Source organism: Bradyrhizobium agreste, from assembly GCF_016031625.1.
Lineage (GTDB): Bacteria > Pseudomonadota > Alphaproteobacteria > Rhizobiales > Xanthobacteraceae > Bradyrhizobium > Bradyrhizobium agreste.
The window spans coordinates 102,454-123,266 of the sequence record NZ_JACCHP010000021.1 but is presented as its reverse complement, the minus strand read 5'-3'; the positions used below and the strand labels follow the sequence as shown (position 1 = coordinate 123,266).

14 protein-coding genes and 1 tRNA gene are annotated in these 20,813 nt (G+C 65.1%); 1 reads left to right on the top strand and 14 read right to left on the bottom strand.

Translation table 11 applies throughout. The annotated features are described in order from the left end of the window. Positions 1 to 159: 159 nt before the first annotated feature. The 13 genes from HZZ13_RS27765 to HZZ13_RS27705 all read right to left on the bottom strand — a co-directional run bounded on the left by HZZ13_RS27765 (position 160) and on the right by HZZ13_RS27705 (position 18,116). Positions 160 to 236: transfer RNA gene (locus HZZ13_RS27765), tRNA-Arg, on the bottom strand. Between the two features lie 63 nt (positions 237 to 299). Next, complete coding sequence (locus tag HZZ13_RS27760; protein WP_197962709.1) at positions 300 to 1,337, bottom strand: sensor domain-containing diguanylate cyclase; 1,038 nt, start codon at positions 1,335 to 1,337, stop codon at positions 300 to 302. Continuing rightward, the gene (locus HZZ13_RS27755) at positions 1,337 to 4,459 is read right to left on the bottom strand and encodes a bifunctional diguanylate cyclase/phosphodiesterase (protein WP_197962708.1); all 3,123 of its coding nucleotides are present in this window, start codon (positions 4,457 to 4,459) and stop codon (positions 1,337 to 1,339) included. The genes HZZ13_RS27760 and HZZ13_RS27755 overlap by 1 nt, the downstream gene beginning before the upstream one ends. 135 nt (positions 4,460 to 4,594) lie before the next feature. Further along, positions 4,595 to 5,677 (bottom strand): branched-chain amino acid ABC transporter permease, encoded by a 1,083-nt coding sequence (locus HZZ13_RS27750; protein WP_197962707.1) that lies wholly within the window; start codon positions 5,675 to 5,677, stop codon positions 4,595 to 4,597. After that, the gene (locus tag HZZ13_RS27745) at positions 5,674 to 6,684 is read right to left on the bottom strand and encodes a branched-chain amino acid ABC transporter permease (RefSeq protein ID WP_197962706.1); all 1,011 of its coding nucleotides are present in this window, start codon (positions 6,682 to 6,684) and stop codon (positions 5,674 to 5,676) included. The genes HZZ13_RS27750 and HZZ13_RS27745 overlap by 4 nt, the downstream gene beginning before the upstream one ends. After that, positions 6,681 to 7,403 carry an ABC transporter ATP-binding protein gene (locus HZZ13_RS27740; protein WP_197962705.1) on the bottom strand — a complete coding sequence of 241 codons (723 nt, stop codon included), beginning with the start codon at positions 7,401 to 7,403 and terminating at the stop codon, positions 6,681 to 6,683. Before HZZ13_RS27740 ends, HZZ13_RS27745 begins: the two co-directional genes overlap by 4 nt. Continuing rightward, complete coding sequence (locus HZZ13_RS27735) at positions 7,400 to 8,188, bottom strand: ABC transporter ATP-binding protein (protein WP_197962704.1); 789 nt, start codon at positions 8,186 to 8,188, stop codon at positions 7,400 to 7,402. The genes HZZ13_RS27740 and HZZ13_RS27735 overlap by 4 nt, the downstream gene beginning before the upstream one ends. Before the next feature lie 157 nt (positions 8,189 to 8,345). Continuing rightward, positions 8,346 to 9,530: a substrate-binding domain-containing protein gene (locus HZZ13_RS27730; protein ID WP_197962703.1), complete on the bottom strand. Its 1,185-nt coding sequence runs from the start codon at positions 9,528 to 9,530 to the stop codon at positions 8,346 to 8,348. Between the two features lie 105 nt (positions 9,531 to 9,635). After that, on the bottom strand, positions 9,636 to 11,669 hold the full coding sequence (locus HZZ13_RS27725) for an acyl CoA:acetate/3-ketoacid CoA transferase (RefSeq protein WP_197962702.1): 2,034 nt from the start codon (positions 11,667 to 11,669) through the stop codon (positions 9,636 to 9,638). Positions 11,670 to 11,772: 103 nt separating this feature from the next. Beyond that, complete coding sequence (locus tag HZZ13_RS27720; RefSeq protein ID WP_197962701.1) at positions 11,773 to 13,077, bottom strand: MFS transporter; 1,305 nt, start codon at positions 13,075 to 13,077, stop codon at positions 11,773 to 11,775. A 196-nt stretch (positions 13,078 to 13,273) separates the two neighbouring features. Further along, the gene (locus HZZ13_RS27715) at positions 13,274 to 14,716 is read right to left on the bottom strand and encodes a sigma-54 interaction domain-containing protein (protein WP_197962700.1); all 1,443 of its coding nucleotides are present in this window, start codon (positions 14,714 to 14,716) and stop codon (positions 13,274 to 13,276) included. Positions 14,717 to 14,995: 279 nt separating this feature from the next. Then, a complete protein-coding gene (locus HZZ13_RS27710; RefSeq protein ID WP_197962783.1) occupies positions 14,996 to 16,732 on the bottom strand; it encodes a putative bifunctional diguanylate cyclase/phosphodiesterase in 1,737 nt (578 codons plus the stop codon). A gap of 412 nt (positions 16,733 to 17,144) precedes the next feature. After that, positions 17,145 to 18,116: a sensor histidine kinase gene (locus tag HZZ13_RS27705; protein WP_197962699.1), complete on the bottom strand. Its 972-nt coding sequence runs from the start codon at positions 18,114 to 18,116 to the stop codon at positions 17,145 to 17,147. 179 nt (positions 18,117 to 18,295) lie between these two features. Between HZZ13_RS27705 and HZZ13_RS27700 the strand changes: the two genes are divergently transcribed. Then, the gene (locus HZZ13_RS27700; RefSeq protein ID WP_197962698.1) at positions 18,296 to 19,135 is read left to right on the top strand and encodes an SDR family NAD(P)-dependent oxidoreductase; all 840 of its coding nucleotides are present in this window, start codon (positions 18,296 to 18,298) and stop codon (positions 19,133 to 19,135) included. A 144-nt stretch (positions 19,136 to 19,279) separates the two neighbouring features. Here HZZ13_RS27700 and HZZ13_RS27695 read toward each other — a convergent pair whose 3' ends face one another. Beyond that, entirely contained in the window at positions 19,280 to 20,656 is a 1,377-nt protein-coding gene (locus HZZ13_RS27695; RefSeq protein WP_197962697.1) for a cytochrome P450, read from the bottom strand. Between the last annotated feature and the right edge of the window lie 157 nt (positions 20,657 to 20,813).

The window sequence follows — 20,813 nt, the reverse complement described above, 5'->3', positions numbered from 1 at the left end:
GACCTTAACATGGTGCTCGGCGCGTCGCTTCCGCATTGACGAACGAACTTTGGAAAGACCTCTGAAATACAGCTGCGCGACCGCAAGCTCTCGGTCTAGGTTCGCTGCCGAGCCGAGGGTTGGCGAGAAACAGGAATTTCTAGCGATCTAGTCAACGACTGGCGCACCCGACACGATTCGAACGTGTGACCTTTGCCTTCGGAGGGCAACGCTCTATCCAGCTGAGCTACGGGTGCAGTTGCAGGTTCATTTAGCCGATTGGCGCGGGGCGGGCAACCGCTTCTCGCTGGAGCGCTTCTTCAAGCCGTTTTGCGCCTGACCGGGGCCGGAACCGGCTTGCCGCCGCAGGCGGCGAATTCGGCCAGCACCCGTTCGGCGCAGATGACGCGGTTGCGGCCGAGGCGTTTGGCGGCATAGAGCGCCTCGTCGGCAGCGCCGAGCAGCCGGTCCGGGCCGCCGTCGGTCCCATCAGGAATATGGCTGGCGACACCGACGCTGAGGGTGACGTGGTCGCCGGCGCCCGCAGCGCCATGGGCGATCGCCAAGGCCATCACGGCGCTGCGGATCCCCTCGGCCACCATGCAGGCGCCGTCGCAATCCAAGTCCGGCAGGATCAGCGCAAACTCCTCGCCGCCATAGCGGCTGGCGAGGTCGAGCGGGCGCACCGCGTGCCGGCTGACGACGGCCGCGACCGCGCGCAGGCACTCGTCGCCGCTCTGGTGGCCGTGCTGGTCGTTGAACAGCTTGAAATGGTCGACGTCGACGAACAGCAGCGCCAGCGGTTTCTGCGTGCGCTGGGCGCGGGCCCACTCGCCGAGCAGCATCTGGTCGAAGGCGCGGCGGTTCGACAGGCCGGTGAGCCCGTCCTTGGTGGCGAGCTCCTTCAGCGCCATCTCGGCGCGCTTCTGGTCGGTGAGGTCGCGCAGCGTCTCCACCACCGCGATCAGGTTGCCGGCCTCGTCGTGGATCGGGCCGGCATCGATGGCGAGATAGAGCTGGCTGCCGAGCTTGGGCATCACGCACCAGTTCTCCGCGGAGAAGCCGAGCCCGTTGTGGCCGCGCGCGGCATATTCCGGATAGTACTGCGGCAGCTGCTCGGGCCGGTCGAGCGCGACGAGGTCGGCAAGGCAAGGGCGCTTCGTCTCGTAGAATGCCTGCCAGTGCTTGCTGGTGCCGATCACCTCCGAGGCGGCGACCCCGGTCAGCCGCTCGCAAGCCCTGTTCCAGATCACGACGCGGCGCTTCGGGTCGATCACGAAGGTCGGCACCACCAGGTGCTGCATCAGCCGTACCGCGTAGGAATCGGCGACGTCGATGCTCTTGCGCGACTTCGCCATCACGCGACCGCCGCCACGGGCAGGGCCCCGGGCAAGCCATCGCCGGGACCGAACAGCTTGCGCACCTCGCTGGCCGGCTTCGGCGCGCTGAACAGGTAGCCCTGCATCTGCGTACAGCCGAGCGCGCGCAGCATGTCGCGCTGCGCCGCGGTCTCGACGCCCTCGGCGACCGTGGTCATGCTGCTGGCGGCCGCGATGTTGACCACGGCCTGCACGATGACGGGCGAGCCCGTGGCCTGGGCGATGTCGACGACGAAGCAGCGGTCGATCTTGATCTTGTCGAACGGGAAGCGCTTCAGATAGCTCAGCGAGGAATAGCCGGTGCCGAAGTCGTCGAGCGCGATGCGCACGCCGATGGATCGCAGCTGGTGCAGGATCGAGAGCGCCGCCTCGTCGTCGCGGATCAGCACGGCCTCGGTGATCTCGAGCTCGAGCCGCCGCGGGTCCAGCCCGGAGGCGGCGAGCGCGCCGGCAATCCGCAGCGCCAGGGTGTCGCATTTCAGTTGAACCGGCGAGACGTTGACGGCGACGCGCACATGCGCCGGCCAGGTCGCCGCCTCGTTGCAGGCCATGCGCAGCACCCAGTCGCCGAGCTCGTTGATCAGGCCGGTGTCCTCGGCGACCGGAATGAACTCGGCCGGCGACACCATGCCGCGCTCGGGATGGCGCCAGCGCAGCAGCGCCTCGCAGCCGGACACTTCGTTGGTGCGCAGGTCGACCAGCGGCTGATAGTGAATCTCGAAGCCGCCGTTCACCAGGGTCTGGCGCAAATCCTGCTCCATGCTGAGGCGCGCCTTGGCGCTGGCATCCATCGCCGGCTCGAAGAAACGGTGGGTGCGGCGGCCCTCGGCCTTGGCGCCGTACATCGCGAGGTCGGCGTTCTTGATCAGCTGGTCGAGATCGGCGCCGTCCTGCGGCGCCAGCGCAATGCCGATGCTGGCATCGGTCGAGAGCTGGTGGCCGAGGCAATGATACGGCTGGCGGATCGCCTGGTAGATCCTCGTCACGAAGGACAGCACGTCAGCGGGGGACTGAATCCCGGTCTGAATCACCGCGAACTCGTCGCCGCCGAGCCGCGCGATCAGGTCGCCCTGCTTCAGGCAGCCGCGGAGACGGCCCGCGATCGCCTTCAACAGCTCGTCGCCGACATGGTGGCCGAGTGAATCGTTGATGCCCTTGAACTCGTCGACGTCGATATAGAGCAGCGCGAACTGGCAGCCGTCGGCGACCTTCGCCAGCTCGCGTGCGATCTGCTCGCAGAACAGCGTGCGGTTCGGCAGGTCGGTGAGGGAGTCGTAGTGCGCAAGGTACGCGATCTTCTCGTTTGCCAGCCGGCGCTCGGTGACGTCTTCGACGACGTTGATGATGTAGCGGACCTCGTCGGCATGATCGCGGATGCCGATGCGCTTCGACGTGAGATAGCGCGGTCCCATTCTCGGCATGTCCCAGGGGTGTTCATCGAGGAAGACGCCATCGGGACACCGCAACACCTTGTCGTCCTCGGCTGCGACCATCTCGGCAATTTCCGAAGGAAACGCATCGTTCGCAGTCCTGCCGACGATCTCCTCGCTCGACATGCCGAAGCGGGACTCGGCCACTTGGTTGACCAGCAGGTAGCGGCGGGTGCGCGCGTCCTTGACCGTGATCTGCGTTGGAATGTGATCGATGATCTGGCGCAGGAACGTGCGATTGCGGTCGCGATCCTGCTCGAGGCGCCGCCGCTCGGTGACGTCTTCCATGGTCGCGACCCAACCGCCCTCGGCCAGAGGCTTGCTGACGATGTGAATCGTGCGTCCGTCCGGAATCTCCATCTCGGTCGAGCATCCCTTGCCCTCGGCAATGCTGCGCAGAACCGGATCGCCGTACTCACGCAGGTTGCCATCGTAGGTCCCGGTGGCCTTCCGGTGCTGCAGCAGGTCGTAGAAATGGCAACCCGGCTTCACCACCTCGGTCGATAGGTCAAACATTTCTATGTACCGCCGGTTGCAGAGCACGAGCCGGTCCGACGAGTCGTAAAGCACGAGGCCTTGTGTCATGTTGTTCAAGGCGGTATCGAGCCGCCGTCGCTCCGCTTCCAGCTGCTCTTGCGCCGCGCGGTTCTGCCGGCCGATCTGGCGGATGATCAGATAGAGGATCAGCGCGATCACGGCGGCCGAGAAGCCTGCCGTAGCGACCAGGAAGCCGGTCTGCTGCCGCCAGTCCGCGAGCGCAGCCGACATGGTGTTGGTCGCGACGATGATCAGGGGAAAATGATTCAGGGACGCGGCCGAGCCGAGCCGCTCCTCGTCGTCGAGCGGACTCCTGACGCGGAGCGTGTGCTGACCGCCCTTGGTCAGCACCTTCTGCATCAGCGGCGCATTCTTGAAGCTTCGTCCGATCAATTCTTCGATATGCGGATAGCGCGCCAGCATCTTGCCTTCGCGATCGAACAGCGAGATCGCCGTGCCCTCGGCAAGCGCGACGGATGCGAAATATTGCTGGTAGCTGTCGGGGTTGATCCGTCGGACCATTACGCCCAGGAAGGCACCGTCGGCCCCGTTCAGCCGGCGCGCGACGATCGTGGTCCATTTGTCGAGGATGAAGCTGCGGACGGATTCCAGGATGACCGGCTCGGCCGTCGGATCGGATTTGAACGTCTGGAAGTAAGCGCGCGAGGAGACGTTGATCTTGGGCGGCGGCTGGGTCCGCGACCAGTTGATCAGCTCGCCGTCGGCGTCGTAGATCGCGATGTCGCCGAGATAGGACACGGAGCTGATCTTGCTGCGCAGCATCTGGTTCGTCGCGAGCCCGGAGATGCGCTCGCGGAACATCGCGGGCGAGGCGATCTCCGGCAGGTTCATCTGCCCGATCACATCGCCGGCGACGACGTTGGAATCTTCAAATTGCTGATCAAAGTGCCGCGCGATCAGCTGCACCGTGTTTTCCAGCTCGCGCTCGCGGTTGGCGAGGGCCCGCTCGCGGAATTCGCCGACGGCCATGGCGGTGACGGTGAAGATGCCCGCGACCAGCAACACGCCGCACAGGGTCAGCCACAGCACCGGCCCGCGCCGAAGCGCTGCCTCCCAGCCGTTCTTCACGGCTAGGGACGTTACGGCTGCAATCCCTGACAAGACCTGGCGCATTCCCCCCTCCCTGGAAGGGCAGGAATACACCACACAAATGGCCTAAACCTTAGGAAAGCCAGTTACCTGGACATTAATCCCATTGCGTGAGCGCACCCATGCAACGAACCCCTGCGCTGCACCATTAATCTTCGCTTAATGCGAGGCGCCCTCGCTCTTGCCGCCGCCATGGCGCAGCCGCCCGACCACGCCGGTCGGGAAGAAATAGACGCTGGCGATGAACAGCAGCCCGAGCCACAGCAGCCAGCGGTCGGGATGCAACAGCCCAGGCAGCAGCGGCAGGCCGGCTTCGTCCGCCGCCTTGGAAGCGACGCCCATCAGCGACTGCAGATAGTTCTGCGCGAGGATGAAGATGGTGGCGCCGATGATCGCGCCGTAGATCGTGCCCATGCCGCCGATCACCACCATCAGCAGGATGTCGAGCATGATCGAGAAGCTCAGCGATGTGTCGGGGCCGGCATAGCGCAGCCACAGCGCGTTCAGGATGCCGGCGCTGGCGGCGACGAGGGCGGCGAGGCAGTTGGCATAGGTCAGGTGGAAGACGGTGCGGAAGCCGAGCGCCTCGGCGCGAAAGCGGTTCTCGCGGATCGCCTGCAGCACGCGTCCGAACGGCGAGTTCACCACGCGCAGCAGAGCGAGGATCATCAGGCCCGAGATCGCGAACACCAGGTAGAAGGTCAGGATGCGGCCGTTGATCTCGAAGCCGAACAGGTTCTTGGAGATCAGCACCGTGCCGGGGCGCAGCAGCTCCGGCAGCTGGAAGCTGCGGCCGTCCTCGCCACCGGTCAGCCAGGACAGCTGCGAGGCCAGCACCTGGAAGGCGGAGGCGACCGCGAGCGTGATCATGGCGAAGAAGATCGCCGCGACCCGCAGCGAGAACAGCCCGATGGCGAGCGCGAGCAGCGCCGCGAGCGGCAGGCCGGTGACGATGCCGGTGGCGACCGCGGCCCAATTCGGACCCATGCCGTAAAGCGCGATCGCGATGGCGTAGCTGCCGATGCCGTAGAACATGGTGTGGGCGAACGACACCGAGCCGGTATAGCCGAGCAACAGGTCGTACGAGGCGACCAGCGCGGCGAACACGCAGATCTTGGCCGCGACGTTCAGCGCCTTGGCGCCCGGAAACAGGAATGGGGTCGCCGCCAGCGCCAGGATGATGACGACGAGAAGGAGCGTGAGGACGCGGCTGCGCGGCGGGTCGCCCGAGAGGATCATCATCGGCTGGTCACCGCATAGAGGCCGCGCGGCCGCCACATCAGAATGGCGACCATCAGCAGGATGTTGGAGACGAGGGCGAGCTTCGGCACCAGGAAGCCGCCGTAATTGGCGACCATGGCGACCAGGATCGCGCCGATGAAGCAGCCGCCGATCGATCCTAGCCCGCCGATGATGACGACGATGAAGATCAGCACGGTGAGGTCGTCGCTCATGGAGGCGTGGACCTGCTCGCGATAGAGCGCCCACATCACGCCGCCGAGGCCGGCCAGCGCCGATCCCGTCATGAACACGCCGAGAAACAGGCGGCGGATGCGATAGCCGAGCGCCTCCACCATCTCGCGGCTCTCGACGCCGGCGCGGATCAAGAGGCCGAGCTTGGTGCGGTTGAGCACGAGCTGGATCGCGATGAAGACGCCGAGTCCGATCAGCATCGCCAGCACGCGGTACTTGGCGATCGCGACGTCGCCGATGATGAAGGAGCCGCGCAGCGAGGCCGGCAGCGGCATCGGGATGATCTGCGGTCCCCATAGCGCATAGAGCGTCTGCTCGGCGACGATCAGGCCGCCGGTCGTCATCAGGATCTGCTTCAAGTGCTGGCCGTAGACCGGGAGGATCAGCACGCGCTCGACGACGAGGCCGAGCGCGCCCGATACCGCCATCGACAGCAGCGCGGCCGGAGCCAGCACCGCAAGGTTCGTCCAGAGCGAATCGGCCTGGATGGACGCCGCGAACGGCGCCAACACCAGGGTCGCGACATAGGCACCGACCGCGATGAAGGCGCCATGGCCGAAATTGAGCACGTCCATCAGGCCGAACACCAGCGTGAGCCCTGAGGCCATGATGAAGATCATCATGCCCATGGCGAGGCTCGCGACGGTCAGGGTCAGCCAGGACGAGGTCGATCCGATCAGCGGGATCATCAGCAGCGCGAGCGCCACCGGAAGCAGGATCGGCGCGAGATCGCGCTTCGGCTTCGGCAGCGGATCGGTTGCGGCAAGGTCTGTCACTGATGCGCCTCCAGGCTCAGGCCGAGCAGCCGCTCCTGCAGCGGCACGTCGGCGGCGAGCGCCGCCATCTCGCCGCGATGAACGATGGTGCCGTTGTCCATCACCAGCACGTTGTCGCCGAGCTCGCGGGCAGCAAAGAAATTCTGTTCGACCAGGAGGATCGTCGCGCCCTTGCGCTTGATCTCCTTCAGGCACTCGATCAGCGCCATCACGATGGCGGGCGCGAGGCCCTTGGTCGGCTCGTCGATCAGGAGCAGCTTGCGCGGCTCGACGATGGCGCGGGCGATCGACAGCATCTGCTTCTGCCCGCCCGAGAGGCTTCCCGCGCGCGACAGCCAGAAGCGGCGCAGCGCCGGGAAGAAACCGAAGATCCAATCCAGCTGCTTGTCGTCGAGCGGCGCGTCGCGCGCCGCCAGCACCAGGTTCTCCTTGACCGTGAGGTCGGAGAACACCGCCATGCTCTCCGGCACGTAGCCGACGCCGCGCCGCGCGATGTCGGGCGTCGCAAGGCTCTCGATGCGCTCCCCTGCCAGCGTGATCTCGCCCCTCGAGGCCTGCCACAGCCCCATGATGGTGCGCAGTGTCGTGGTCTTGCCGGCGCCGTTGCGGCCGAGCAGCATCGTGACCTGTCCTTGGGGGACGGCGAGATCGATGCCCTGCAGGATGTGATAGCGGCCGATATGGGTGTGCACGCCGGAGAGCTCGAGGAGATCGGTCATGCTGCGCTCCCTGCGGCGGTCGCTGCAGCATTCTTGGGCGCAACGCCGAGATAGGCTTCCTGTACGATCGGCGAGGCGATCACCTCGGCAGGCACGCCGTCCGCTACCAGCTGCCCGTTATGCAGCACGATGATGCGGTCCGCGAGCGAGCGCACCACGTCCATCTTGTGCTCGACCAAGAGGATGATCTTGCTCCTGTCCTGCTTGAGCTGCGCGATCAGGTTGAGGACAACAGGCACCTCGTCGATGCTCATGCCGGCGGTCGGCTCGTCGAACATGAACACCTTTGGCTCCAGCGCGATCATCAGCGCCACTTCGAGCTTGCGCTGATCGCCATGCGACAGCGCGGTAGCAGTGACGCCGCGGCGATTGCCGAGCGCGACCTGGTCGAGAATGGCGTCGGCGCGCGCGATCAGGTCGCGGCGCACCATCCAGGGCCGCAGCATGTCGTAATGCGTGCCATTCGCCGCCTGCACCGCCAGGCGGACATTCTCTTCCACGGTGAGATTCGGAAACAGATTGGTGAGCTGGAACGCGCGTCCGAGACCCGCGCGGGTCCGCATCGGTGCGGAATGCTCGGTGATGTCGGCGCCGTCGAACAGGATGCTGCCGCCAGATGCCCGGAGTTGGCCCGAGATCAGATTGAAATAAGTAGTCTTGCCGGCGCCGTTCGGCCCGACGATGGCGGTGAGCTCGCCCGGGCGAAACGTGCAGGAGACATTGTTGACCGCGACGTGGCCGCCGAAGCGGATGGTGAGGTCGCGGGTTTCGAGGGTGAGCGGCATGTTCGTAAGGTGTCTCGGCGGGGTGATACACCTCTCCCCGAAGGGGAGAGGTCGATTTGCGCAGCAAATCGGGTGAGGGGGCTCGGGTCCCACGAGAGGGCGGTACCCCTCACCCGGCGCTTCGCGCCGACCTCTCCCTATGGGAGAGGTGACCAACTCACCGCTTGTTGCGGACGGGAACGTCCATGTCCTCGATCTTCAGCTCGCGCACCGGCTCGAGCACGGCCCAGGCGACGTTCGGATCGACCTTGACCTTGAAGTGATACATGCTCTGCAGCGCCTGATGGTCCTCTTTGCGGAACACCATCTTGCCCTTCGGCGTATCGAACTCCAGGCCCTCCATCGCACTGATCAGCTTCTCGGTGTCGGTCGATTTCGCCTTGGTGACGGCGGCGACGACGGACATCGCGGCGGCAAAGCCGCCCGCGGTGAAGAAGTCCGGCGGCGCGTTGAAGCGCTTCTGGTGCTCGGCGACCAGCCAGTCGTTCACCGGGTTCTTCGGGATCTCGTAGAAGTAATAGGTCGCGCCTTCCATGCCGGGCAAACCCTTGTAGGCCGCGAGCGCCGGCAGGATATTGCCGCCGGTGGACAGCTCGATGCCGTAGCGCTTCGGATCCATGTCCTGGAGCTTGGCCAGCGGATTGCCGGCGCCGGCCCAGATCACCCAGATCACCTTGCGGCCCGGCTTGTCCTTCAGCGCATCGAACAGGCGCTGGCCGACCGCAGTGAAGTCGGTGGTCGAGGTCGGGGCATATTCTTCCGCCGCGAGCGTCGCGCCGGTCTTGGCGAGAGCCTCCTTGAAGGCGGCGACGCCGTCGCGGCCGAAGGCGTAGTCCTGCGCCAGCGTCGCCACGGTGACGCCCTGCTTGCCGATCGCGACCGCGTTGGAGATCGCGTCCTGCGAGGAGTTGCGCGCGGTGCGGAAGATGTAGCGATTCCACTTCTCGCCGGTAATCTGGTCCGCGACCGCGGGCTCGACGATCAGGATCTTCTTGTTTTCCTCGGCAACGGGAAGGATGGCGAGCGCCGCGGCCGAGGACGTCGTGCCGATCGCGATGTCGGCCTTGTCGTCCTGATAGGCCTCCGAGAGCGCCGCCTTGGCCAGGTCCGGCTTGCCCTGGTCGTCCTTGGTGATGATGACGATCTTGCGGCCGTCGAGCGTCATGCTGCCCTTGGTGGCGTACTCGAAGCCCATCTTCAGTCCGGTCTCGGTCTGCTTGGCGTAGGCTTCGAGCGGACCGGTCTTGCCGTGGATCAGCGCGATCTTGAGATCGTCGGCGAGCGCGGAGGTGCCCGCACCGAGCGCAAGGATGGTTGTTGTTATAATGAGTGATCGACGCACGATGGTCCCTCCTGATCTAAAAGTTTCTGCCAACAGCGATTTGCACAACGTTACGAACATTGCAATTAAACCTTCCGGCGGAGTGCGCTTGCGCGTGAGCATGTATCATTTTTGAGCCTGGCTCGCTGCGTGCGCCGCGCCGGCCTCGACCTGGCGCCAGTCCGACTGGGCCTCCTCCGCGCTTTCGAAGATGTGCGGCGCGACGCCGCGCTTCTCCAGGGCTTCGCCGAGCTTGATGCGCAGGAAGCCCGACGTGGTGTAGCGCGACACGCCGGAATAGAAGCGGTCGACGAGGCTGCGCACCATCGCCGAATAATCGTCCATCAGCTCCGGCAGGATGGAAAAATTGTCATAATTGACGATGGCGTAGACCCGGCGTCCGAGCGGCGCCAGGCGGGCCTCGACGATGGCAGCGATGGTGTCGATCTCCGCCTTGCTGCGCAGCGGATAGCGCTCGAGATTGACGAAGAACAGGTTCTGCTGCTCGTCCAGCGTGAAGCGCTGGTCGAGCGGAATAGTGAGCAGGCGCTCGCGCAGCTCCATCAGCCCGTCGCCGAAGATGCGCGCATCCATCAGGGCGGGATCGCGCGGGATCATCGGCTTGAAGTCCATCAGGCGCAGGATGGCGCGCTCGATGTCGATGCCGGGCGCGACCTCGATGAGCTCGAGCCCGCCCGGGCGGAGCTCGAACACGCAGCGCTCGGTGACGTAAAGGGTGCGCTGCTTGCGCGCGGCGGCAAACGGGCCGCTGAAGGTGACGTGCTCGACGCGATCGACGAACTTGCGCGACTTGGCCTCGTCGAGAATGGCGAGCTTGCCGTCCTTCACCGCGATGCGCTGCTTGCCGGCGCCGAAGGTGCCGACGAAGACGACTTCCTTGGCATTCTGGCTGATGTTGATGAAGCCGCCGGCCCCGGCAAGCTTCGGTCCGAACTTGCTGACGTTGAGGTTGCCGGCGCGATCGACCTGGGCGAGGCCGAGGAAGGCGGCATCGAGGCCGCCGCCGTCGTAGAAGTCGAACTGATAGGGCTGGTCGATCACCGCCTGCGTGTTGATCGCCGCCCCGAAATCGATGCCGCTCGCGGGGATGCCGCCGATCACGCCGGGCTCCGCCGTCAGCGTGATGAGATCGATGATGCGCTCTTCGTTGGCAACCGAGGCGATTCCTTCCGGCATGCCGATGCCGAGATTGACGACGCTGTTGGCCTTCAGTTCCAGCGCGGCGCGCCGGGCGATGATCTTGCGCTCGCTGATCGGCATCACCGGCAGGGAGGCGGCGCGGACGCGGATCTCGCTCGAGAACGCCGGATTGTATTGCGTGCCGAACGTCTGCCAGTGGTTCTCGGGCCTCGACACCACGACGCAGTCGACGAGGATGCCGGGAATCTTGACCTGGCGCGGATTGAGGCTGCCGGCCTCGGCGACGCGCTCGACCTGGGCGATGACGATGCCGCCGGAATTATGCGCGGCCATGGCGATGGCGAGCGCCTCCAGCGTCAGGGCCTCCTTCTCCATGGTGAGATTGCCGTCGGGATCGCCGGTGGTGGCGCGGATGATCCCGACATCGATCGGGAAGGTCTTGTAAAGCAGACACTCCTCGCCGCGCAGCGTGATCAGCTCCACCATATCCTCGGTGGTGCGGGCGTTCAGCTTGCCGCCGCCGTGCCGGGGGTCGACGAAGGTGCCCATGCCGACGCGGGTGATATGGCCAGGTCGGTGCGCGGCGATGTCGCGGAACAGGTGCGTGATGACGCCCTGCGGCAGGTTATAGGCCTCGATCTGGTTCGCGATCGCGAGCTGCTGCAGTTTCGGCGCAAGGCCCCAATGCCCGCCGATCACGCGCCGCACCAGGCCTTCATGTCCGAAATGATTGAGGCCGCGCTGCTTGCCGTCGCCCTGGCCGGCCGCATAGACCAGCGTCAGATTGCGCGGCTTGCCTTGGGTGTAGGGCGCATCGCCCTCGTGGGAGAGATACAGCTCCTCCAGCGCGATCGCGATCTCCTCGGCAAAGCCGATGCCGACGAAGCCGCCGGTCGCCACCGTGTCGCCGTCGCGAATCAGCATGACGGCTTCATTCGCCGAGACGACCTTGCCCTTCTCGGAGTTGCGCAAGTAAGGCAGAGCTGGATGATGGCTCACGGCGTTCCTCCCGTTCCCTCGACCGCATGCCGTTGTTGTCGTTGATCTTATCGCGGGGAGCAGGCCTGGAATAGGTCGCGCCCCGCGACAAGGGGCATCAGGACTACATTATCTTGCGCGTTTCGGTGGCGAAATAGACCGAGACGACGGTGATCAGCGCCAGCGCGATCATATAGAGCGAGATCGGCCAGGTCGCCGGCGCATAGGCCGTCATCAATCCCGTCGCGATCAGCGGCGACAGCGCCCCCGCGAAGATCGAGGCGAGGTTGTAGCCGAGCGAGACGCCGCTATAGCGCACCTTGGTGCCGAACAGCTCCGACAGGAAGCTCGCCTGCGGCCCGTACATCGCGGCATGGCCGACGGCAAGGCCGAGCACGATCGCGATCCAGGCGTATTGCGGGTTCTTGGTCGCGAGCAGCATGAACAGCGGGAACGACATTAGCGCCGAGAATACCGCGCCGAAGATGTAGATCGGCCGCCGCCCGAGCCGGTCGGAGAGCGCGCCGAAGGCGGGGATGGTGAAGGTCTCGATCGCCGCGCCGATCAAGACGCCGTTAAGCATGTCCTGCTTGTTCATGCCGAGCGATTGCGTGGCATAGGCGAGCACGAAGGTCGCGTAGATGTAGAAGAAGCCGTTCTCGGCGAAGCGCGCGCCCATCGCGAGCAGGATGTTCTTCGGGTACATCCTGATCGCCTCGAGGATCGGCATCTTCACCTCCTGCTTGGTATCCTTGACCTTCTGGAACTCCGGCGATTCCGCGATGGTGAAGCGGATCCATAGCCCGACCAGCACCAGCGCGATCGAGAACAGGAACGGGATGCGCCAGCCCCAGGCGTAGAGCTGCGCGTCGGTCAGCACCGCCGACACCACGGAGAACACCAGCGTGCCGAGCACGAGGCCGAGCGGGGCGCCGAGTTGCGGCCAGCTGCCGTAGAAACCCTTCTTGTCCGCGGGTGCATGCTCGAACGCCATCAGCACCGCGCCGCCCCATTCGCCCCCTAAGCCGAAGCCCTGGATCAGGCGGCAGGTTACGAGCAGGATCGCAGCCCAGATGCCGGCGGTCTCGTAGGTCGGCAGGAAGCCGATCGCCGCGGTCGCCGCGCCCATGATCAGCAGCGTCAGATAGAGCATGGTCTTGCGGCCGATCTTGTCGCCGTAATGCCCGAACACGACGCCGCCGAGCGGCCGCGCGACGAAGCCGAGCGCGTAGGTTGCGAAGGCCAGCAGCGTTCCCATCATGGGGTCGAAGGTCGGAAAGAACAGCTTGTTGAAGATCAGCGCGGCGGCGGTGCCGTAGAGGAAGAAGTCGTACCACTCGATCGCCGTGCCGATCAGGCTCGCTGTGGCGACCGTGACGTGCGAGGGCTGTCTCGTCTGCAGCTGATGGACCGAGATCGCATCACTCATCTTGCGTCCTCCCTGGTTTGAGAATGCGCATGTGCAGCATGCGTCATTGTGCAAAGCGAAGAGCAAGCTCCGCGCCAGATGCCACAGGCTTGCGCAAAATGGCTGAAAACCCAGCAGATTCAGCCACGGCATCGGCAAAGCGCGGCCAGGCCGTGTGTCCGGAATCCGAGACTCCGAACATTATCAGTCTCGAAACTCAGACGGAGGCGGGTCCCGAGGCGAGGCCGAACTTGGCGAGCTTCTTGTAGAAGGTCGCGCGCGAGATCTGCAGCATCCTGGCGGCCTCGGTGATCTGGCCGTTGCTGGCGGCGAGCGCCTGTTCGAGCGTGTGCTTCTCGAACTCGGCCTCGGCTTCGGCATAGGGCACCACCATTCCGGCCGGGCGCTCGGGCGGTGCAAGCCTGACTTCGGTGCCGATAGGGAGGATGCGGGCGAAATCCTCGCCGGTCAGCCGCCCGGAATCGCTGAGGATCAGCGCACGCTCGAGGATATTGCGGAGCTCGCGAACATTGCCCGGCCAATCATAACGGGCGAGCGCGGCGAGCGCGCTCGGCGTGATCTTCGCCTTGACGTAATCGCCCGACGCGCTGATGTCGTCGAGCAACCGGGCGCAGATGTCGGGGAGATCGTCGAGGCACTGACGCAGCGGCGGCAGGTCGACCGAGAGCACGTTGAGGCGGTAGTAGAGATCGGCGCGAAATGCGCCGTCGCTGACGCGCTTGCGCAGGTCGACATTGGTCGCGGCGATGACGCGCACGTCGACCCTGGTGATCTTGTCCGAGCCGAGCGGCTCGATCTCGCGCTCCTGCAGCACGCGCAGCAGCTTGGCCTGCAATTGCAGCGGCATCTCGCCGATCTCGTCGAGGAACAGCGTGCCGCCGTCGGCAATGCGGAATTTGCCCTCGCGTCCCCGGCGGTCGGCGCCGGTATAGGCGCCCGGCGCGGTGCCGAAGAACTCCGACTCGATCAGCGTCTCGGGGATGGCGGCGACGTTGACGCTGACGAACGGCTTCTCGGCGCGCGCGGAGGCGTTGTGGATCGCCTGCGCCAGCATCTCCTTTCCCGTCCCGGTCTCGCCGGTGAGCAGGACCGTGACGCTCTGCCGCGCGGCGCGGCGTGCGAGCTCCTTGGCCCGCGCGATGGCAGGCGTCGTGCCGACGAAATCGGCGAAGGTGAAGCGCGCCGCGCGGGCGTTGGACAATTGCCGCCGCGCCAGCCGCAGATCGCTCTCGAGCTGGGCGACACGGGCGAGCAGGGGTTTCAGACTTTCGAGATGATCATAGAGCACGAAGCCGATCGCGCCGATCACCATCCCGTTCTCGTCCTCGATCGGCATGCGGGTGACGACGAGCTGCTCGCCGCCGAGCTCCATGATGTCGAGCAGGATCGGCTCGCCGGTCTCGGCCACCTTCCGCATCAGGCTGTTCGGGATGACCTCCTCGATCGGCCGGCCGATCGCCTCGCTGGCATGGTCGAGGCCGAGGGCTGCAAGATATTTCTCGTTGACGTAGACGACGCGCCCGCCGCGATCGATCGCAATCGCGCCCTCGCAGAGCTTCTCCAGCCGCTCGAACAGCGTCTCCATCGCGCGCGCACGGAGATAGGCGGGATCGCTGATCGAGGAGGAGGCGGCAGGCATGAGATACCTCGGGGAGGTCTCCCTGTGTATTAGCAAAAGTGCAGCGATTTCAAAGGGGGAAATGGGGCTGAAGCCAGCTCAGCAGTTGCTATCGTCCCGGCGCGCGAAGCGAACCCGGGACCCATACCCCCAGGGAGCAATTTGGCGAAGACTCGGAGTGGGAGCGTCGCTCAGCAACTGCGCCCTGTGGTTATGGGTCCTCAGATGCGCAATTGCGCATCATAGCTCGCGCTTTGCGCGCCCCGGGACGACATTGAGATTGGAGCGGCGCCTTCGCCCCTACCGCCGGTACCCGCTCGCCCGCGAATAGCCCTGGCGGTTCTGTTGCGCCGGGCGGGTTGCCACGCTGACCCGCGCCTCGCTCGAGGCGGGCGTTGCGAGCTTCAGCTCCTCCAGGAAGATCGGCCGGGAGAAGTAATAGCCCTGGGCGTAGCGGATCTTGGTGGCGGCCTGCAGATAGGCCAGCTCCTCGTAGGATTCGAGGCCTTCGGCGATCACCGTGATGCCGAGCGCCTCGCCTAAGGATTCGATCGCGCGCAGGATGCCCTGGCTGCGCGGGCGCTTATGGATGTCGGTAATGAAGGAGCGGTCGATCTTGATCTCGTCGGCGGTGATGTCGGCCAGCGCCGAGAGCGAGGAATAGCCGGTGCCGAAATCGTCGATGGAGATGCCGACGCCGAGCTTGCGGAACATGGGCAGAATCTCGGCCTGAAAATGATTCTTCGCGACGAAAGCATCTTCCGTCACCTCGATCATGAACCGCTGCGGAAAGCCGGTCTGCTCCAGCGCCTGCGCAAAGCTGCGCATGAATTCGGGATTGCCGGCCTGCCTGGCGGCGACGTTGATGCTGATGGTCGCTTCCGGGCCGAACGTGTCGTTGATCAGGTCGATCGACTTGACGATCTCGGTGAGCACGAGATGGGTCAGCTCGTCGATCAGACCGAGCTCGCCGGCAAGATTGATGAACGAGCCGGGCGCCTGGATCACGCCCTCGTCGTCGCGCAGGCGCACCAAGGCCTCGATGCCCTTCACCGCCTGGGTGCGGATGTCGACCTTGGACTGGAAGGCGCAGCAGAAGCGCTTTTCCAGGATGGCGAGCCGCAGCGACTGCTCGACCTTCATCCGCGCCTGTGCCTCGCGCTCCATGCTGGCATCGAAGAAGGCGGCAAGTCCCTTGCCGTTGTTCTTGATGCGGTACATGGCGATGTCCGCATTCTGCCGCAGCGTCTCGAAGCTGCGTCCATGGTCGGGATAGAGGCTGATGCCGACCGAAGTCGAGGCGAACACTTCCGAATGGTCGATGAAGAACGGCGCGGTCAGCCGCTCCAGCGTCGATTGCATGAATTCGGCGACTTCCTCCTGGCTCTGGATCGGTGACAGCAGCAGCAGGAATTCGTCGCCGGATATGCGCGAGAGCATGTCGGAATCGCGCAAGTCCCGTCCGAGCCGCTTCGACAGCTCGACCAGCAGCGCGTCGCCCACGGCGTGGCCGTAATAGTCGTTGATGTGCTTGAAATTGTCGACGTCGAGAAAGGCCAGCGCAAAGCGTTCGCCGCCGCGGTCGCGCGCGAGCAGGGCATTGGCGCGGTGCTCGATCACGCGGCGCGAGGGCAGCCCGGTCAGCTCGTCGAAATAGGCCGAGCGGAACAGCTGGTCCTCGAAATTCTTCTGCTCGGTGATGTCTGAGGATGCCGAGATCAGAAGCTCGCGTCCGTCGAGACGAACGGGGCGATGGGTCGTGAGCAGCACCTTTCGCGCAGCGCCGACGTGAAGCGCTTCCTCGGTCACGACCGGCTGCCCGTCGCTCAGGGCCTGGCGGCAGGCTTCGCGCCGCGGCGTCAGATCGGGTGAAGGACGGCTGCCATCCAGGCCGAGCTGCGCGGCGGCGGCATCGTTGACCAGCAGCAGCTCGCCATGCGCGTCCTGCACGGTGAGGCCGGCCGGCAGCATTCTAACGATTTCCTTGAGAAAACCGAGCTCGGCTTCAGTCGCGCCGGAATATTGATTGTCGTTCATAGAAGTCATGAATCTTGTTGTTTCAGCGCGCCTTTGCAATGGGCGCGATCTTGCGCGGTTCCCTCTTAAGCTTGGTTAAGGGGTCGGGCGAAATACGGGGGTGTTTTGGAGAAAACTTGCGGCGATCCGACGCGCGCGGGCGATCGTCATTAACGGAGCGTCAACGCCGCATGAAAAACTGCGATCAGAGTGCTTTTGAGTCTGACGCAGGATGAGACGTGGCTATGGGCACCGACTGTCTCCACAGCGTCATGGCCGGGCTTGTCCCGGCCATCCACGCCTTTCACGCGGCACAAAGAACGTGGATGCCCGGGACAAGCCCGGGCATGACGACTTCTGCAATATTCAAATGCGATTGCCCTGCCCGCAAGCGGGGGAGGGAGCGCACCTTCCACGTTGCGACACTTGAGCCTTACCGCTCGTCGCTTCGTGGAATTCGACACTGCATGATGCAATGCAGCCCGGTTTTCAGATACGAGATCTCGGTTTTGCCGTCGAAAGCCGACAGTGCCGATTTCAAGAGCTGGGTGCCGAAGCCGGGCTCTGACACCTTGTCGACGCTCGGTCCTTCGGTTTCGTCCCAGGTGATCGTCAGGCGGTCGTCGGTGATGGTCCATGACACCTGCAACAGACCGCGCGGCGCGGAGAATGCGCCGTACTTGCCTGCATTGGTGGCAAGCTCGTGAAACATCAATGACAGCGTGACCGCGAGCTTGGCCGGCAGGAACAGTCGCTCGCCGTTGAGCGTGAAGCGGACATGGCCGTAAGGCCCGAGCTCTGAGATTAGCAGGTCGCGGATGTCGCAGCCGGCCTTGTCGATCCGCGAAATCAAATCATCGGTTGCGGCCAGCGAGCGCAGCCGCGGATCGACCCGCGCCCAGACCTGCGGCTGGTCGTGCAACACCTGGTGCACCACGGCGTGCACCGTCGACAGCTTGTTCTTCAGCCGATGCTGGAGCTCCTCAACCAGCAGCTTGCGATAATCTTCTTCCTCGATCAGGCGTCTGGAAATTCGGCGCTGCTCGGCCAGCATGGTGCGATAGTGCTCGACACCCCAGATGGTGATCGCGCACACGGCCCAGTAAAGCGCCAGCAGGACAAACCGCGCGCGATCGGCAAAAGCATCGCCGAAATTCAGGACGACGCCGAGCATGCCGCCGACGAGCGCTGTCACGATGCCGATGCGGAACCCGCCCAGGGCCGCCGCAAAGAACACGGCCGGGAAGTACGGCGTGAAATAGATGTCGGGACGAACCTGAGCGAGGCCCCAGCGGACCAGGGTCGAGAGCAGCAGGCAGACCACCGCAAAGCCGATGCTCAGACCGAGCGGGGGCGGCGCTGCACCCTGCCAGCCCTTGCGGAACTCCTCGATCAGCTTCCTCATGCGCTGCCCGGTTGCGATAGGCGCTCGACGAACGAGCGGCCCGCGAGGATGTTACGCATGCCGCCAGTAGAAGCATAGCTTGCCTTGTCGGAAGCGGGCAGGAATAGTGACCGCTGCGGCGACGGCGGCGGCCGGCATTCGCCATTTGGCATCAAATCACTCGAAAACAGGAACATTCCATGGGCAGGCTGGACGGCAAGGTTGCGGTGATCACGGGGGCGACGAGCGGCATCGGATTGCGCACTGCGGAAGTCTTCGTTGCCGAAGGTGCCAAAATTGTGATTGCAGGCCGGCGCGTACCGGAAGGCGAGGCGCTGGCGAAGCAGCTCGGGGATAGTTGCGTCTTCCAGCAGACCGACGTCACCGTCGAAGCGCAGATGCAGGCGCTGATCGCGCTCGCGGTCGACAAGTTCGGCAGGATCGATTGCCTGTTCAACAACGCCGGCGGGCCGGCACAGACCGGCGGCATCGAGAGCCTCGAGGTCGAGCGGTTCGATGCGGCGATGGCGACGCTGGTGCGCAGCGTCATGCTCGGCATGAAGCACGCCGCGCCCTACATGAAGAAGCAGGGCGGGGGCAGCATCATCAACAATGGCAGCATTGCCGGCCGCCTCGCCGGCTTCTCGTCGTCGATGGTCTATAGCGCGGCCAAGGCGGCGGTGATCCACCTCACCAAATGCGTGGCCATGGAGCTCGGCGAATCCAACGTCCGCGTCAATTCGATCTCGCCCGGCGCGATCGCGACCGGCATCTTCGGCAAGGCGCTGGGGCTCTCGACCGATGCCGCCGAGAAGACGCCGGCGGTGATGCGCGAGGTCTACAAGACCGCGCAGCCGATTCCGCGCGCCGGCCTCCCCGAAGACATCGCCCATGCCGCAGTGTTCCTGGCCAGCGACGAATCCAGCTTCGTCAACGGCCACGACCTCGTCGTCGACGGCGCCATGACCGGCGGCCGCAACTGGAGCCAGCAGCAGCAGGGTTATGTGGCCTTGCGCAAGGCGTTCGACCAGGGGGCGTAGGAGCAGGTCTCGTGCCCCGGACGCAGCGCGGCGCCCCTTCGGCGACGCGCTGCAGAGCCGGGGCCCATCTCTCCAAGCAGCACGTGTGGTAAGATTCTGGGTCCCGGCTCGCGCTTCGCGCGTCCGGGACACGAGAGCTCAGCGCTAAACCGCCCTCACTCGCACCCGCAATCCGTCCCGCGGCTTCGGGATCGGCCACATCTGCCAGTCCGGCTTGTAGCCCGGCGCGAGCGACACCTCGATGTTCTCCAGGAAATGCCGCGCGAAGCATTTCGCCTGCATGTAGGCGAAGTGCAGGCCGAGGCACATATGCGCGCCGCCGCCGAACGGCACGAAGGCGAAGCGGTGGCGGCCGCGCTGCGCGTCCTCGGTGAAGCGCAGGGGATCGAAGCGGTCCGGCTCCGGCCAGATCTCCTTCATGTGGTGGGTATAGAGCGGATTGATGCCGACCGCGGTGCCGGCGGGGATGGCAAAACCCTTGAAGCTGAAATCGCGCATCGCGCGGCGCGGCATCGACGGCACCGGCGGCTTGAGCCGCAGCGCTTCCTTGAACGCCATCTCGGTCAGCGGCATCTTCTCGAGAGCGTCGAAGCTGGTCGGCGCGCCGGAGGCGAGGCCGAGCGCGAGCACCTCGGCGCGCAAGCGATCCTGCCAGTCCGGATTGGCGGCGAGCTCGCCGATGAAGGAGGTCAGCGACGAGGTCAGCGTGTCGTGCGCGGCCATCATCAGGAAGCTCATATGGTCGATGATGTCCTGGTCCGACAGCAGCGCGCCGTCCTCATGGGTGGCGCGGCAGAGCTGCGAGAACAGATCGTCGCCACCATGATTGCCGCGCCGCAGCGGAATCTGCTCGCGGAAATAGGCGATGATGCGCTTGCGTCCCTTCACGCCTCGCGCCATCTGGGTGCCGGGCAGGGGGCGGCGGACCGGGGTGACGGCGGCGGCCACCATGTCGATGAAGGCGCGGTTGATCTCGTCGACCTCGGGCCCGATATCGGCGCCGAGGAACGAGGCCGCGGCGAGATCGAGCGTGAGCTGCTTCATCGCCGGATACAGCTGCATCTCGCCCGCCTTCGCCTTCCACTGCGCGACGCGCGCGGAAATGCCGCGGTCGAGATCGCCGAGATAGGACTTCATCGGCCCGGACTTGAACGCGACCGAGAGCGCCTTGCGATGCAGGCGATGCTCCTCGAAATCCAGTAGCATCAATCCACGCGGAAACAACAGCCCCAGCACCTTGTCCCAGCCATGGGTCGAGGAGAACAGCTTCTGCTGGTCGAACAGCACGAGCTCGTTGGCCTCGGGCCCGAGCAGCACGACATTGGTCTCGCCGAAAAAATGCGTGCGGTAGACCAGGCCGTATCTGGCGCCGTTCGCTTCGATATGGCCCTTGGGATCGGCGAGCACCTGAAAGGTCTTGCCGATGATCGGCCAGCCTTCGTCACCGGGAATGTGGGTCAGCTCGTTGCGCCTGGGCGGCGTGAACGGAAGCGCAGGGGCGGCCACATTCTGCATCGACATGACGATTGCTCCGGTTGCGGGCCTGGCGAGCATAGCACGATACTGGAACGATGGCTCGGCGGGGGCCGTGCAGGTTATCACAGCGGAGATCGTCATCCCCGCCTAGTGCGCAATTGCGCACGGGGGCGGGGATCCATAACCACAGGAAGCAGTTGTG